We start from the raw sequence: 15,070 nt of genomic DNA, 5'->3' as shown, positions 1-15,070 counted from the left end.
CGGCTTTTCCTTTTCTTGGTTTTACATTCTTGGTTTCACAGGGAGAATTCAGCCGAAGCTTGTGAGATAGGCCGCCGTCACCGAATAATCCGGATCGAGGCCATAAAGGATCGCATGCCGGTCGAGGCAGGTGCAGGGATGCGAGATGCCGAATTCGATGACGTCGCCCACGGCGACGTCGCAGTCATCGGCAAGCGTTAGGAAGGCATGCTGATCGTTGAGGCGGAAAACTCTGGCGCCGTCGAGATCGGCGAGGCGCACGCCATTGCAATAAAGCGCCAGCGGCCGCGGCAAGTCCTGGTCCATCGCCACATCGCGCATGCCCATGCCTGCGATCGCAAGCCCTGGCTCCGGCCGCGACAGGACCTCGGCCCAAACTCTGAGCGCCGGACGGAAACCCGCCGCCGCGGAAACGATGTCGCCGCCGATGCGAAAGCCGGCGCGCGCGTCGAGACCGGCAAGGCCGCGCTCATAGACGCCGTGGTCGTGAAAGAAGATCGCGCCGCTGCGCAGCACGAGCCGGCAGGCGGGATCGGCCGCGACGACGGCCGAAAGCCGCGCGACGATGATGTCGAAAAACACCGAACCGCCTGCTGTGACGAGAAGCGGCCGCTCTCTTCCGATGCGGACGCGGATCTTCGGCAGGAAATCGGATGTCATCGCCATCAGCGCGTCGATGCGAAGCATCGTTTCTTCCGGATCGGCGGTCGCGGCCGCACCCTCATAGGCGGCGATGCCGCTCAGCCGCAAGGCCGGCGTCTCCACGGCAAGGATTGCGTCGAGAATTCCCGCCGCGGCTTCGGCGCTACGAAGACCGGCGCGGCCGGCGCCGAATTCCACCAGCAGGCCAAGAGGCGGCAGATCGGCGCGCTCCTGCCAGGCGAAGGCAAGCGCCTCGACGAGCGCTGTCGAATCCACGAAGACATGGAGCTCCGCATCGGGATAATGGCCGAGCAGGGCCGCCAGCCGGCGGGCCGCGGAGACGCCGCCGATCTCGTTGGCGAGGATCAACCGGCGCTGTCCGGCCTTGAGCAGCACGGCGGCTTGGCGGATGTCGGCGACCGTCGTGCCCCAGGCGCCTGCCGAAAGAAGCATGTCCGCCAGTGCCGTCGACATCGGCGTCTTGGCGTGCGGCGCGATTTCGGCGCCATGGCTTTTCACATAGGCCATCATCAAGTCGACATTACCGGCGAAGGCCTGCCGGTCGAGCGAGATCAGCGGCAGTGCCATTCTGCCGTCATAGGGCTTCCATCCCCGGGTTCCGATGGCCGCGAGCGGCAGCGGCGGATGGCCGGGCGGAAAGCCCCGCACCCGCTCGTCGATCAGGACGTTTTCGGTCGCAGTTTGAAGATCAGACATGGGAACCTCTCCCGATCTCGGCCGGATCGGCCAAACCAAGGCGATAGGTGTCGTTGGCGGTGGCAAAAAACAGAGCGCGCTGCTCGTCCAGAGAGAGCTCGGCGGCGACCGTGCGGAACACCTGATAGACCTGGTCGAAAGAAGCATGCAGGCCGGCGACCGGGAAGTCGCTGGCAAACATCGCGCGCGCGGGGCCGAAACAATCGAGGCAATGTTCGATCACTGGCTGCAGGCTTTCGAGCGTCCATCCATGATCATAGGCGACGAGGTCGGAGATCTTCAGGCGCAGGTTCGGCTCTTTGCCGAGCGCCCGCAGGCCGCGGTGCCAGAGCGCCATGCCGTCCTCCGTCCGGTCGGCAGGGCTGCCACCGTGATTGAGAACGAAAAGCGTTTGCGGAAACGCCCGCACCAGGTCGAGCGCCTCGTCCATCTGCCAGGGATAGAGCATCAGGTCGAAGACCAGCCCGAGCCGCGTGGCATGGGCAAGCCCCGCGCGCCAGGCGGGATCGGCCATTCGATCCGGACGCGGCGCAAAACGCTTCGCCGCATCGGGATGCCAGCTCAGAATATCACGGATGCCGACGACGTTGGGATTTTCCGCTTCGGCTTCGAGCAGGCGCCGGGCGTCCGGCCCGTCGAGGGGAACGCGGGCGACATAGCGGCGCGCCACGCCGGAGGTGCGGTCGAGGCCATCGAGCCAGCGGCTCTCTTCCAGCGGATAGGCAACGGACCAGCCGGCCTCCACATGCACGGTCGCAACGACGTTCTGGCGCACGGCGTCGGCACGATAATCGTCGATGCCGTAATCGCGAAGGATCGGCGCCAGGCTGCCGAATACCATCTCCTCGCCCGGTGCCCGCGCCTTCTGCAGCCAGGGATGGCGTTCCAGCGCAAGGTCCCAGAGATGGTGGTGCGGGTCGATCACCGGCCCGTCGTAACGCTCTTTCATCGGCGCGCCTCCCGGCCGGAAACGAGCAGGAGGGCGAGGATCAGCGTGCCGAACATGATCGACCGCCAGCCGGGCGAGGCGTTGACGACGGTGATCAGCGCCGTCGTGGTGACGAGCAGGATCGCCCCCGGAATGGTGCCGGCATAGGTGCCGCGACCGCCGAGGATGGAGGTGCCGCCGAGCACGACGGCGGCGATCGACGTCAGCAGATAGGGATCGCCGATGCCGACATAACCTTGCCGGTTCATGCCCAGCACGAGAATGCCCGCCAGCCCGGCAAAAAAGCCCGACAGCGTATGGACGATCAGCGTGTTGCGGGTGACGCTGATGCCGGAAAGCCGGGCGGCAAGCGGGTTTGCCCCGAGCGCCAGAAACCGTGCGCCGATCGGCATGCGGTGGACGAGCAGCAGCACGACGATCGCAACGGCGAGCCACAGAATGATGCCCGAGGGAATGCCGAGCGGCCGCGCCTGCCCGAGCAGGATGACGGCCGGATTGCTGACGGTGACTGCGCTGCCGCCGGCGATGATGACCAGCAGCCCCTGCAGGAAGGTCGCCATGGCAAGCGTCATGATGATCGGCGGCACGCGCAGATAGGCAGCGCCCGCGCCGTTCATCAGGCCGATGCCGGTGGCGATGGCAAGCGCTGCCGCAATGCCGGCAAGGCCGGTCGGATCCCAGGCCGGCGAAATCAGCGGCAGCAGGATCGCCGTGACGGTGATGACGGCCCCGACCGAAAGATCGATGCCCCCCATCAGGATGACGAGCGTCTGCCCGGCCGCGACGATGCCGATCACCGCGGCGAGTTCGAGGAGATAGCGCAGATGACCGTAGGCGCCGAACCCGCGCAGCGAGAGGCTTGCGACGATCCAGACGAACGCGACCAGAAACAAGGTCAGGAGCGGCGGATTTCGGAATGTGGACCGGATGATGTTCATCGCCTTGCCCTCCAAACCCCAAGAAGCTCCGGTACGGCGACCGCACCGACGATGATCAACCCTTGCGCGACATATTGCGCGACCGGCGGAAAGCCTAGGAAGAACATCACGTTGATCATCACCGAGAGCAGCAGGCTGCCGCAGATCGCCCCGCGCATCGTGCCCTTGCCGCCGAGGAAACCCACCCCACCGAGCACGGCAGCGGCAATCGAGTTCAGCGTGAAGGGTGTGCCGATCACAGGATCGCCCGAGCCGGTCTGCGCCGCGACGAAAAGACCGGTCAGCGCTGCAAGCAGACCGGAGAGCGCGAAGGCTGCGACCTTCACCCGTTCGACCGGGACACCGGAGCGGAATGCGCCGACCGGGTTGTCGCCGGCCGCATAGATGCCGAGGCCGAGCGGCGTTGCAAGAAAAGCTTTCCAGAGCATGAGGATCACGAGGAGCAGCAGGAAGGCGACGGGCGTGTGGCCGGCAAGCGCCGTCGACAGCCAATCGGGAATGAACCCGCCCGGCCGCGGCAGCAGGATGAGCGCGACACCGCTGATGATGAAGGAGCCGGCCAGCGTGACGATGATCGCCGGCAGCCTCAGATGCGTGACGATGGCGCCGATGACCGCGCCGATTGAAAGGCCGGCCAGCGCGACCGCCAGAATGCCGCCCGGCACGCCGAACACCCCTTGCATCGTCGTCGCCGCGATTACCGCGCCGAGGCTGACGAGCGGGCCGATCGCCAAGGTGATGCCGCCGTTCAGCATCAGCAGCGCCTGCGCCATGGTGACGAGCGCCAGCGGGAACCAGTTCTGCGTGAACTTGGAGAAACCGCCGACGGACAGGATGCCGGGAAAGAGCACCGCATAGAGGATGAGAAAGCCGGCGACGACGAGATAGAGGCCGCCGAGGCCGCGGTTGCGGCGGAGCTGGATCGAGCCGTAGAGCCGGGATGGTGAAATCGTGCTCATGCCGCCTCTCCCTGCGTCGCCGCCGCAATACCCATCGCCGCGCCGACGATCGCGCTTTCGCTGATCGCATCCTGCGACAGGGTTGCCGCGATGCTGCCTTCGCGCAGAACCACGACGCGGTCGCAGAGATGGACGAGCTCCGGTGTATCGGAACTGGCGAGAATGACGAGCCGCCCCTCGGCGGCGAAGGCGCGCAGCATCAGATAGATTTCACGCTTGGTCTCGATGTCGACGCCGCGCGTCGGATCATTGAGGAGCAGAACGGACGGATCGAGCGGCAGCCATTTGGCCAGCGCCACTTTCTGCTGGTTGCCGCCGGAAAGCGCCTGCACCGGGCGGGCCGTATCGCCCTTGATCGTCAGGCGACGCGCGAGATCGGCGACTAGGCCGTTTTCCGCCGCCAGGTCGCGCAGCCCCTTGCGGGCAAGCCGTGCGAGCGAGGGCAGGATGAGATTGGCGGCGATGGAGTGGGGCAGCACCAGTCCCTCATGTTTGCGGTCGGCCGGCACATAGACGATGCCCGCCGCATTCGCCGCGCCGACATCTGCGGGCAGGCCGGGTTTTCCCGATACCTCGGCCTGAGCGGCGGAGGCCGGGATCGCACCGTAGAGGCCGAGCAGCAGGTCTTCCTGACCTTGCCCCACCAGCCCACCGATGCCGACGATCTCGCCGGCGCGGGCGGAGAAGCCGATATGGCGCACCATGCCGGCGGAAAAGTCTTCGACGCTGATGCGCATCGCGCCGGGCTTGGCGGCGGCGCGCGGCGGAAACAGGTCGCCGGTCTCGCGGCCGACCATCAGGCGGACCAGCCCCTCGCCATCGATGCCGGAGAGCGACTGGTCGGCCGCGACGCCGCCATCCTTCAGCACCGTGACATGCGAGCAGAGCGCCTGCACTTCGTTGAGGCGATGGGAAATATAGAGAATTGCGGTGCCGCGGCCCTTGAGCGTCTCGATGAGCCGGGCAAGGATACCGGCTTCATGGGCGGAGAGCGACGAGGTCGGCTCGTCTAGAATGAGCACACGGGGCTTGCGGAACAGCGCCTTGGCGATTTCCACCATCTGACGGCGGCCGAGCGCGAGATCGGCGACCGGCATGTCGAGCGGTTCGGTAAGCCCGACCATGTCGCAGACCTCCCGCACGCCGCGATGCAGCGCTGGATAGTCGATGAGGCCGAACCGGCGCGGGAAGGCGCCGGTCCCGATGTTTTCGGCAATCGAGAGATTGGCCGTCAGGCTCAGCTCCTGCTGCACCACGGCGATGCCCGCCGCCCGCGCCGCCGCCGGGCTGAAACGCCCGACAGGCCTGCCGTCGACAAGGATGGAGCCGCTGTCCGGCTGGAGGGCGCCGGACAGGAGATTGATCAGCGTCGACTTGCCGGCGCCGTTTTCGCCGAGCAGGGCGTGAACCCTGCCCGGCAGAAGGGCGATATCGACGCCCTTCAAAACGGGATTGCCGAAAAATCCCTTGAACACCTGCCGGGCTTCCAGCAAGGGCCGTTCTTCCGTCATGACGGTGTCCTCAGCTCAGGATTACTTGGCAAGCAGCTTGTCGAAGAGCGCCTGGTCGTAATCCGAGTAGATATAGCCGTCAGCCGGGAACTTGTCGGCGCGGGCGAGGTAGCTGCCGATGGTGCTGTCGTCGATGACGGGCAGCGGCACCTTGACGAAAGCCGGCACGTCCTTGCCTTGCAGCGCCTGTACGGCGGTATAGACAGAGAGCGCGCCGAGCCAGTTCGGCTGCATCGTCGCCCAGCCCTTCAGGCCCTTCTCCTTCCACAGCTCCAGGAACTGCCTGGCATTTTCGCCCGTCGTCGGCACCTGGTCGCGCCCCTGGCGCTCGAAGGCGAGGACGGAACCGGCCGACAGCGCGCCGCCGAGCGACAGCACGCCGTCGATCTCGGGATTGGCAAACAGCAGGCTGGTCATCGCTTCCTGTGCGGGCGCGACGTTATATTCGGTGTTGGTCTCGGTGATCACCTGCAGACCCGGATTGGCGTCGAGCACCGGCTGGGCACCCTTGCGGCGATCATCACTGACCGAAATGCCGGCCGGGCCGTTCATGATGATGATCTTGCCCTTGCCGCCGAGCTGGCTGATCATCCACTTGGCAGCGGTCGCACCCCATTCGTTGGAATCGGTGTTGATCTTTGCCGTCACCTTGTCGGTGTTCACAAGACTGTCGAAATTGACGACGGCGATGCCCTTGTCGCAGGCATCTGAAATGACGCGGTCGAGCGCGTTGGAGGAGCCGGCGATGACGACGATGGCGTCGACATTGGCGTCGATCATCGACTGGATATGCTGGATCTGCGTCTGGGCGTTGCCCTGCGCGTCGGTGATCATCAGGTCCTTCACGAGACCCGCCTTCTTCAACTCTTCCACTTCGGCGGTGATCGTGCCTTCGGTCTGCTTCATCCAGGTCGGCACCGAATAGATGTTCGCCCAGCCGATTGTATAAGGCGCTTTCCTGTCGCCCTTGATGCAATTGGCGGCGGCCGAGGCCGTGCCGGTGGAAAAGACGAGGAGGGCTGCCGCGGCGGCGGCACCCGCGAGAAGGCGACGGCGCAGTGAAGCGGAAATGCTGTTTTCAAAATTTTTCATGTCGATCCCCTTTTTGTTACGGCAGCCTTGACGGCTTGCCATCTATGTCCAATATATCGTACATATGATCCTTATACCGGACGAGGCGATCTTATGCCGATTTTTCCACCTCGCAAGAGGGGTGAAAAAAATTTTCGTCTGCTGTGAAATCACGGAGGTCGGTTGACAGATGCGGCGGAGGATTTGAAAAGCTTGGCCGAACAGAAATTGGGATCGACAGCAATGGATGCAGTTCAGGACGAAGCAGCCGGCAAACGCGCCCGCGGGCTCGACCGCGCCTTCGAAATCCTCGATTTCCTGCGCCAGAAACGGCAAGCGCTGAAGCCGAACGAAATCGCAGCGCAGATCGGCGCGCCGCGCTCCTCGGTCTACGAACTCGTCAACCTGCTGCTGAGCAACGGCATTCTGGAATTCACCGGCGGCGAGGGACGGGTCTATCTCGGCCGCAAACTCTATTTCCTCGGCGCCGCCTATGAAAATCATTTCGATTTCACCCGCGAATGCGAGGCGACGCTGGAACGGCTTGCCGACGAGACACGCGAGACGGCGCAGTTCTGCATGCTGGATGGCAACCGGTATACGGTGGTGCGCATGCGCGAAGGCGCGCGGCCGTTCCGCATTTCGACCGATGTCGGCCAGTCGGTGCCGATCCCGTGGACGGCGTCGGGACGGCTGCTGGTTGCGCATCTTTCGGATCAGGACATCCTGAATTTCATTCCGCCGCAGGATTTCCGCCTGCCGGGCGGCGAATGGCTCGAGCCCCAGACCTTCATCGCCGAGGTGCGCCAGGCCGAGCGCGAGGGCCTCTTCACCTTCAACAGCATCGTCGACAGCTTCACCCACTGTTTTGCCGTGCCGGTGCGCGGCGAGGAAGGCCATGCCGCCGCAACGCTCTGCCTCGTCACCCCGCGCGACGACGGCATCGCCAACCGGGACCGCTATCTCGACTGCCTGAAGAAGGCCGCCGCCGGCCTGGAGCATGCCCCGGCCCGGCCGAAACGAAGCTGATGCTGCAGCTCATGAACCACTCAGTCGCTTCACGACATCATCGACCGTCTCCCTGACCGGGTAATAACTTGGCCCGCCATCTTTCTGCAGCACGCAGACATAAATATAGGTGCAGTTGGGGAAAGGCCGCACGGCAACAACGTGTTCGGGATTGATGAAGACGAGGGGGTCGTTTGGCCCCGCGTAGTGGAATGGCACTAGCCTCATCTATCATCCTCCCTGCGTATTCCCGCAATGAACGTGAAAGGCCGCGGTTGGTTTCGGAACGGCTCGTGGTTTCAACACGACCAGTATTCGACGGCGATACGGCACGGCGGCCGTGACGGGCTCGGGGGGCTCGCCAGTCCTTGGATCGCCACCCGATCGTTGAATTTCGAGTTTTCAGCCGATCCCGGAAATCTATTCACTCTTCATTCGAATCTACGAAATTAAGTTTCTCTATAAAATCTATGGAGAACGTATCTTAGCGTCCGACGGCCAGATTGTAGCTCGGCTCCCGAAAGGACCGGGCCGGCGACGGCAAACGGAGAGGACGCAAAATGACACGGAAAATCAGGCTTGGAGCATTTCTCCCCGGTGGCGGGCAGCATGTTGCATCCTGGCGCCATCCCGACCAGCCGGCCGATGGTGCCACCAGTTTCGAGTTTCACAAGCAACTCGCTCTGACAGCCGAGCGCGGACTCTTCGATGCTTATTTCCTGGCCGACGGTCTGGCTGTCGGTTTTGGCGGAGCACGCGAAGGCGGCAATGCCCGCGTCGCCGGTTTCGAACCCGTCACATTGTTTTCCGCGATTGCGCCTTTCACCACCCATCTCGGCTTTATCGCGACGTCCTCGACGACCTATGAGGAGCCCTATACGACTGCTCGCAAATTCGCCTCGCTGGATCTGATCTCCGAGGGCCGCGCCGGCTGGAATGTCGTGACCACGACGGGCGACCTCACGGCACAGAACTTCAATCGCGACACCCAGCTTCCGCATGCCGAGCGCTACCGCCGGGCCGCCGAGCATGTCGACGTCGTCCGCAAACTCTGGGAGAGCTTCGAGGACGACGCGTTCATCCGCGACAAGGAGAGCGGCGTGTTCTTCGATCCGGCGAAGCTGCACGATACCGACCATCGCGGCGAGCATTTCAGCGTGCGCGGTCCGCTCAACGTCTCGCGCTCGCCCCAGGGACATCCCGTTATCGTCCAGGCCGGGCAGTCGGACGACGGGCGTGGGCTTGCCGCGGCAACGGCCGAAGTGATCTTCACCGCCCATCAGCACATCGAAACCGCCCAGGAATTCTACCGTGATATCAAGGCACGCGCCCGCGGTCTCGGTCGCAACCCCGATCACATCCTCGTCATGCCCGGCGTCTCCGCCTTCGTCGGCAGGACCGAAGCCGAGGCGCGGGAGAAGTATGATCGCCTGACCTCGCTCATCGTCGAAGAGGACGGGATCGGCCTTCTCAACGGCCTGACCGGCGGCACGCTCGACCTGCACGGTTATGATCTCGACGGGCCGCTGCCGCCGGCGCCGCCGACCGAAGGCATGAAGAGCCGCCAGGCCCTCATCCGCCAGATCGCCGACGAAAACAACTTCACCATCCGCCAGCTCTATCAGTGGATCGCATCGGCCCGCGGCCATTACACCATCGTCGGCACGGCCGAGCAGATCGCCGACACGCTGCAGACTTGGTTCGAGAACGAAGCGGCCGACGGCTTCAACATTCTGCCGCCCTGGCTGCCGACGGCGCTCGACGATTTCGTCGATCTGGTCATCCCGGAATTGCAGCGCCGCGGCCTGTTCCGCACCGCCTATGAGGGCAGGACGCTCCGGGAAAATCTCGGCCTGCCTTTCCCCGCCAATCGATGGGCTGCCGGACACGCAACCCTCCAGGCAGCAGAGTGAGGAGCGACCCATGGCCTATGAAATCAACCAGACTCTGCCAAGAAGCTTCGGCCGCCTGAAAAGCGGCGAAAGAAGCACGATTTCGATCCTCGCATCTTATCTGCGCGGCGCGCTCGCATCGCTTTTGCCGCGGTACGGCCTGCTCCTCGCTTTCCTCGCGCTCTGGCAGGTATCGAGCACCGAAGGCTGGGTCAATCCCGCCGTCTTCCCGCCTTTGAACGCAATCCTCTCGGCTCTGTGGACCAACCTTGCCAACGGCGCGCTGCTCGATGACATCGCCATCAGCCTGCAGCGATCCGGAACCGCCTTCGCCTTTGCCGTCGTGATCGGCATTCCGCTCGGCCTGTTCATGGGCCAGGTTCGTGCGGTCGAGCAGGCGCTCGATCCCATCCTGCAGCTCTTCCGCCAGACCTCGGCGCTGGCGCTCTATCCGGTCTTCATCCTGCTGCTCGGCCTCGGCGAAACGTCCAAGATCTTCGTGATCTTCTGGGCGACGCTGTTTCCGGTGCTGCTCGCCACGATCGGCGGCGTCAAGGAGGTGGACCAGAAGCTCATCGAGATGGCGCGCACCTATGGCGCCGGATCGCTGACCGTCTTCCGCCGCGTCATCCTGCCGGCCTCCGTCCCGGCAATCTTCGTCGGGCTGCGCCTCTCGGCGACGACGGCGCTGCTCCTGCTGATCGCCGCCGAGATGATCGGCGCCAACAAGGGCATCGGCTTCCAGGTCATGAACGCCCAGTACAATTTCCAGATCCCGCTGATGTTTGCGGCGATCCTGCTGCTCGCCTTTCTCGGCCTTGCCGCCAATGCCTTGCTGGTTCTCTTGCAGCGCCGCCTCTGCCGCTGGTCTCAGCCGAACGCTTGATCTCTTTCTCCGATTTTCCTCTTCCGAAAGGACACGTCATGACTTTCCATCCTCGCAACCTTCTCCTGCCGGCCCTGATCGCGCTCGGTCTCGCCACGCCGGCAGCCGCCACCGATTCCGTCAAGCTGCGCTATCTCGCGAGCCAGGGCGGCCTTGCTGCCCATGAACTCGCCGACGCGCTCGGCTATTTCAAAGACACCGGCATCACGCTGGAGAATGTCGGCTATGCCCAGGGCGGGCCGGCCTCCCTCATTGCGCTCGCATCCGGTGACGTCGAGATCGGCAGCGCCGCCACGTCAGCCGTTTTGAACTCGATCATCGGCGGCAACGACTTTGTCGCCGCCTATCCGTCGAACGGCATCAATGACGAGGTGCAGTCGACTTTCTACGTGCTGGAAGACAGCCCGATCAAAAGCATCAAGGACATCGCCGGCAAGAGCATCGCCGTCAACACGCTCGGCGCCCATCTCGACTACACGATCCGCGAGGCCCTGCACTCCGTCGGCCTGCCGAGCGACTCCGCCAATCAGGTCGTCGTTCCCGGGCCGCAGCTCGAACAGGTGCTGCGCTCCAAGCAGGTCGATATTGCCGCCTTCGGCTACTGGCAGACGACCTTCGAAGGTGCGGCGCTGAAGAATGGCGGCCTGCGGGCGGTCTTCGACGATACCGACGTGCTCGGCGACATTGCCGGCGGCTTCGTGGTTCTGCGCCGCGATTTCATTCAGAAGCATCCCGAAGCCTCGAAGATCTTCGTCGAGCAGTCGGCCCGCGCCCTCGATTATGCCCGCGAACATCCCGAGGAAACCAAGAAGATCCTGGCCAAGGCCCTGACCGAACGCGGCGAAAACCCTGATATTGCTCAATACTTCCGCGGCTACGGCGTGCGCGCCGGCGGCCTGCCTGTTGAGCGCGATATCCAGTTCTGGATCGACGTCCTGGTTCGCGAGGGCAAGCTGAAGCAAGGCCAGCTGGCGGCGAAGGACATCATCTTCGCGGCCGATGCCAAGCCGGCAAGCAACTGAGGAAGAATGATGAGCCTCGCCCAAGACATTCGCCGCGGAGAGGTGACGATCCGTCACCTCTCCAAATCCTACAAGCTGAACGGCAGCCATCTGCAGGTTCTGAAAGATATCAATCTCCACATCCGCTCCGGCGAAAGCCTCGCCATCGTCGGCGCCAGCGGTTCGGGCAAGACGACCCTGCTCAGGGTTCTGGCCGGCCTTGAGGAGTCCGATACCGGCGAGGTGCTGGTCGACGGCCAGGCGATACGCGGTGTCGGCGCAGAACGCGCCGTCATCTTCCAGGAGCCGCGCCTTCTTCCCTGGCTTGATGTGCTCGACAATGTCGCCTTCGGGCTGGAAACCAGGGGCCTGTCCCGCGAGCAGGCGAGGGGGCGGGCACGCCACTATGTCAAGCTTGTCGGCCTGCAGCAATTCGAGGCGGCCTATCCCCGGCAGCTCTCCGGCGGCATGGCGCAGCGCGTCGGCATCGCCCGGGCGCTTGCCGTCCAGCCGGAAATCCTGCTGCTCGACGAGCCGCTCGGCGCTCTCGACGCGATGACCAAGATCGGCATGCAGCAGGAGCTCGCCCGGATCTGGCGCGACGAGGATGTGACGACCATTCTCGTCACCCATGATCTCGAAGAGGCGATTTATCTCGCCGACCGTATCCTGATCCTGCCGCGGGAAAAGGGAGCCGAACCGCGCCTGATCGACATCGATCTGCCGCGCCCGCGCGATCGAAGCGCACCGGAATTCGTCCGGCACCGCGAAGAGCTGCTGAACCTGTTCGGACTGCATTGAAGGCTGCCGCCTCCATCAGTTCCGCAGGCCGGAGACATTTCACCTGGCCCAGGGGTCGATGAGTTCGACCCCAAAGCCCTCGAAATCCCTCGTGTTACGCGTCGCGAGGCTGAGATCGTGAGCAACCGCGTTCGCAGCGATAAGTCCGCCCATCGACGACCGGCCGCGGCCCCTCCGCTTCGCCTGGCCCATAAGGTCTCCCCATGCCAGGGCAACCGGCTCGTCCACCGGAATGATGCGATGCTCGAAGCGTTGCGTCAGGTCGTGGGCAAGCCATTCGGCCAGCGCATCGCGTTTCCGTCCCTTGTCCATCAGGGCAATACCGCGCTGGATCTCTGCGACCGACACGATGCTGATGAAGCTGCGATCCTCGTCGAGCTTGTCCAGCCACTCCAAGACGCGCTCAGCAGGGTTCGGCTTCGTCACCTCGGACAGGACATTGGTGTCGAGCAGAAGCTTCACAGGTCAGGATCACGCGGTTCGTCGCGCTGACGCTCAAGGTCCAGATCGGCGCCGCGAAACGGCGATTCCATCAAGAATTCGGCAAGCGTCCCCTTGCGTGCCGTCTTCCGCTGCCATTCCTCGGCGGAGACGACGACCACGCTGGGTTTGCCGTTTCGTGTGATGGTCTGTGGCGCGGATTGCGCGCGTTCGATCACCTCGGAAAGCTTCGCCTTTGCACCGGCTACAGTCCAGCTTTCATCACCTTGCTTTGGTAGCCGCATCGCTCACCTTCTGACCAGTATGACCATCATGACCATATAGCCGGTACTAGGTGTTAGCAAGTGGCGCCGGTTCGATCGAATAGTTCAACTTGCAGGGGCCGACGATGCCCGGCCCCTCCATTGTGCTGAAGAAACCGGAGCGGCTATCAAGACTTGTTCTTCGCTCCGGCAGTCAAATAGGGCCGCCGATCCAGTTCCGCCGACCGGTAGGAACTGCGCAGCCGCAGCAGATCTTTGCGGGCGATCAGGCCGCATAGTTTGCCGGAAGCCGGATCGACGATCGGAATGCGGCCATCGCCGGTCGACAGCATCAGGTCGGCGATGAAGGCGACGGTATCATCTGGATGCCCGACGGGAACGGAGCCGTCCGTGACGTTTTCGCCGAGCGTCTGGGTGGCAAGCTCCGCCTTCCCCTGCCAGAGCAGGGCGTCCGCCCGCGAAACGATGCCGGCCAGCCGGCCTGAAGCATCGACCACGGGATAGATCCGGTGGGTTTTCTCTTGGGAGGTGAAGAAATCGCAGGCCTCTCCGACCGTCATGCTGACGGGAAGCGTGTCGACATCGCTGATCATGATCTCTCTTGCCCGGGAGAGTTCGAACGGATCGACGCCATATTCGCGGGTGATGTGTTGCCCGCGGCGCGCAATCTTCTCGGTGAGGATCGAGCGGCGCAGCAGCAGGACCGTGACGGCATAGGCCACAACCGTTGCGGCGAGCAGCGGAACAAGCGTGCCGATGTCGCCGGTGATCTCCATTGCAAAGAAGGTGCCGGTGAGCGGCGCCCGCATGGTTCCGCCCATCATCGCCGCCATTCCGAGCAGCGCCCAGAAGCCCGGATCGTTGCCCGGCATGACGAGCCCGACCAGCCATCCGAGAGCGCCGCCAAAAATGAGCAGCGGAGCCAGCACACCGCCCGATGTGCCCGACGACAAGGCAAACAGCCAGATGACGGTCTTCACCAAAAGGATCGACATGACAGCCGGTGCGAGCAGCCGGTTGTTGAGCAGGCCGTCGATGATGTCGTAGCCGACGCCCATCGCCCGCGGTTCGATCAGGCCGCCGAGGCCGATGACGAGACCACCGAGCATCGGCCACCACATCCAGTGGATCGGCAGCGCCTCGAACAGATCCTCGATCCGATAAAGCAGCGTCGTCAGCAATCCCGATTGCAGCCCCGATATGATGCCCATCGCCGCACAGGCGAAAATCCCCCACCAGGGCAAATCCACCTGGAAATGGGTCGGGAACAGCGGGCCTGTGCCGAAGAGCAGTGGGCGCCAGCAGATCGACACACAGGCGGCAACGGCGACCGGAATGAAGCTGCGCGGCTTCCATTCGAACAACAGGAGTTCGACCGCCAGCATGACCGCGGCGATCGGCGAGCCGAAGATCGCCGTCATGCCCGCGGCGGCACCGGCGACGAGCAGCGTCTTCCGCTCGGCCGCGCTCATGTGGAAGAATTGCGCGAACAGCGATCCGATCGCCCCGCCCGTCATGATGATCGGTCCTTCGGCGCCGAACGGGCCGCCGGTTCCGATCGAGATTGCCGATGACAGCGGCTTCAGGACCGCGACCTTCGGCGACATTCTGCTGCCGCCGATCAGAATGGCTTCGATCGCCTCCGGAATGCCGTGGCCGCGGATCTTCTCCGATCCGAAGCGGGCCATCAGGCCGATGACCAGCCCGCCGAGCGGCGGCACCAGCACCACCCACAGCGAGCGCGGCACGGCGGCGAGAGAAGCGGGCTGAATGCCGATCTGCCCGAACCAGATGACATTGGTCACAAGCGCGATCAGGCTGACGAGACACCAGGCCGCAAAGGCGCCCGCGGTGCCGACGATGACGGACATCCCGACCAGCAGGAGGACCCGCTTGTCGGTGGTGAAATCGCCGGCCTCGCGCCGGGAAAGACCGCCGGTGAAATCATGCGGCCGGTTGCTGGGTTGATGCTGCGCCATGGAAGCCTCTGC

14 protein-coding genes are annotated in these 15,070 nt (G+C 64.1%); 5 read left to right on the top strand and 9 right to left on the bottom strand.

Annotated features, from left to right (window positions below):
• Window positions 1-48 precede the first annotated feature (48 nt).
• Genes CO657_RS34470 through CO657_RS34445 form a run of 6 tightly spaced genes read right to left on the bottom strand, consistent with a single transcriptional unit; the run spans window position 49 to window position 6,808 of the window.
• Window positions 49-1,359 carry an amino acid deaminase gene (locus tag CO657_RS34470; protein ID WP_054183620.1) on the bottom strand — a complete coding sequence of 437 codons (1,311 nt, stop codon included), beginning with the start codon at window positions 1,357-1,359 and terminating at the stop codon, window positions 49-51.
• Window positions 1,352-2,308 (bottom strand): amidohydrolase family protein, encoded by a 957-nt coding sequence (locus CO657_RS34465; RefSeq protein ID WP_054183619.1) that lies wholly within the window; start codon window positions 2,306-2,308, stop codon window positions 1,352-1,354. The genes CO657_RS34470 and CO657_RS34465 overlap by 8 nt, the downstream gene beginning before the upstream one ends.
• A complete protein-coding gene (locus tag CO657_RS34460; protein WP_054183618.1) occupies window positions 2,305-3,246 on the bottom strand; it encodes an ABC transporter permease in 942 nt (313 codons plus the stop codon). Before CO657_RS34460 ends, CO657_RS34465 begins: the two co-directional genes overlap by 4 nt.
• Entirely contained in the window at window positions 3,243-4,205 is a 963-nt protein-coding gene (locus CO657_RS34455) for an ABC transporter permease (RefSeq protein ID WP_054183617.1), read from the bottom strand. The genes CO657_RS34460 and CO657_RS34455 overlap by 4 nt, the downstream gene beginning before the upstream one ends.
• On the bottom strand, window positions 4,202-5,716 hold the full coding sequence (locus tag CO657_RS34450; RefSeq protein ID WP_054183616.1) for a sugar ABC transporter ATP-binding protein: 1,515 nt from the start codon (window positions 5,714-5,716) through the stop codon (window positions 4,202-4,204). Before CO657_RS34450 ends, CO657_RS34455 begins: the two co-directional genes overlap by 4 nt.
• 21 nt (window positions 5,717-5,737) lie before the next feature.
• Window positions 5,738-6,808, bottom strand: a complete 1,071-nt coding sequence (locus CO657_RS34445) for an ABC transporter substrate-binding protein (RefSeq protein ID WP_054183615.1) — start codon at window positions 6,806-6,808, stop codon at window positions 5,738-5,740.
• A gap of 222 nt (window positions 6,809-7,030) precedes the next feature.
• Here CO657_RS34445 and CO657_RS34440 point away from each other — a divergent pair, with 222 nt between their 5' ends.
• The 5 genes from CO657_RS34440 to CO657_RS34415 all read left to right on the top strand — a co-directional run bounded on the left by CO657_RS34440 (window position 7,031) and on the right by CO657_RS34415 (window position 12,375).
• Window positions 7,031-7,816 carry an IclR family transcriptional regulator gene (locus CO657_RS34440; protein WP_054183614.1) on the top strand — a complete coding sequence of 262 codons (786 nt, stop codon included), beginning with the start codon at window positions 7,031-7,033 and terminating at the stop codon, window positions 7,814-7,816.
• A gap of 539 nt (window positions 7,817-8,355) precedes the next feature.
• A complete protein-coding gene (locus CO657_RS34430; RefSeq protein ID WP_054183612.1) occupies window positions 8,356-9,708 on the top strand; it encodes an LLM class flavin-dependent oxidoreductase in 1,353 nt (450 codons plus the stop codon).
• A gap of 10 nt (window positions 9,709-9,718) precedes the next feature.
• On the top strand, window positions 9,719-10,573 hold the full coding sequence (locus CO657_RS34425; protein ID WP_054183611.1) for an ABC transporter permease: 855 nt from the start codon (window positions 9,719-9,721) through the stop codon (window positions 10,571-10,573).
• A gap of 38 nt (window positions 10,574-10,611) precedes the next feature.
• Window positions 10,612-11,595 carry an ABC transporter substrate-binding protein gene (locus tag CO657_RS34420; RefSeq protein ID WP_054183610.1) on the top strand — a complete coding sequence of 328 codons (984 nt, stop codon included), beginning with the start codon at window positions 10,612-10,614 and terminating at the stop codon, window positions 11,593-11,595.
• Window positions 11,596-11,604: 9 nt separating this feature from the next.
• The gene (locus tag CO657_RS34415; RefSeq protein WP_054183609.1) at window positions 11,605-12,375 is read left to right on the top strand and encodes an ABC transporter ATP-binding protein; all 771 of its coding nucleotides are present in this window, start codon (window positions 11,605-11,607) and stop codon (window positions 12,373-12,375) included.
• A 39-nt stretch (window positions 12,376-12,414) separates the two neighbouring features.
• On the opposite strand, the gene CO657_RS34410 is transcribed toward CO657_RS34415, so the two are convergent.
• The 3 genes from CO657_RS34410 to CO657_RS34400 all read right to left on the bottom strand — a co-directional run bounded on the left by CO657_RS34410 (window position 12,415) and on the right by CO657_RS34400 (window position 15,058).
• Window positions 12,415-12,837: a type II toxin-antitoxin system VapC family toxin gene (locus tag CO657_RS34410; protein ID WP_054183608.1), complete on the bottom strand. Its 423-nt coding sequence runs from the start codon at window positions 12,835-12,837 to the stop codon at window positions 12,415-12,417.
• The gene (locus CO657_RS34405; RefSeq protein ID WP_054183607.1) at window positions 12,834-13,100 is read right to left on the bottom strand and encodes a type II toxin-antitoxin system Phd/YefM family antitoxin; all 267 of its coding nucleotides are present in this window, start codon (window positions 13,098-13,100) and stop codon (window positions 12,834-12,836) included. Before CO657_RS34405 ends, CO657_RS34410 begins: the two co-directional genes overlap by 4 nt.
• 146 nt (window positions 13,101-13,246) lie before the next feature.
• Window positions 13,247-15,058: a chloride channel protein gene (locus CO657_RS34400; protein WP_054183606.1), complete on the bottom strand. Its 1,812-nt coding sequence runs from the start codon at window positions 15,056-15,058 to the stop codon at window positions 13,247-13,249.
• Window positions 15,059-15,070: the final 12 nt, after the last annotated feature.

Source organism: Rhizobium acidisoli, from assembly GCF_002531755.2.
Lineage (GTDB): Bacteria > Pseudomonadota > Alphaproteobacteria > Rhizobiales > Rhizobiaceae > Rhizobium > Rhizobium acidisoli.
Note: the sequence above shows the minus strand (reverse complement) of the source record. Positions and strands in the feature narration are given on the sequence as shown.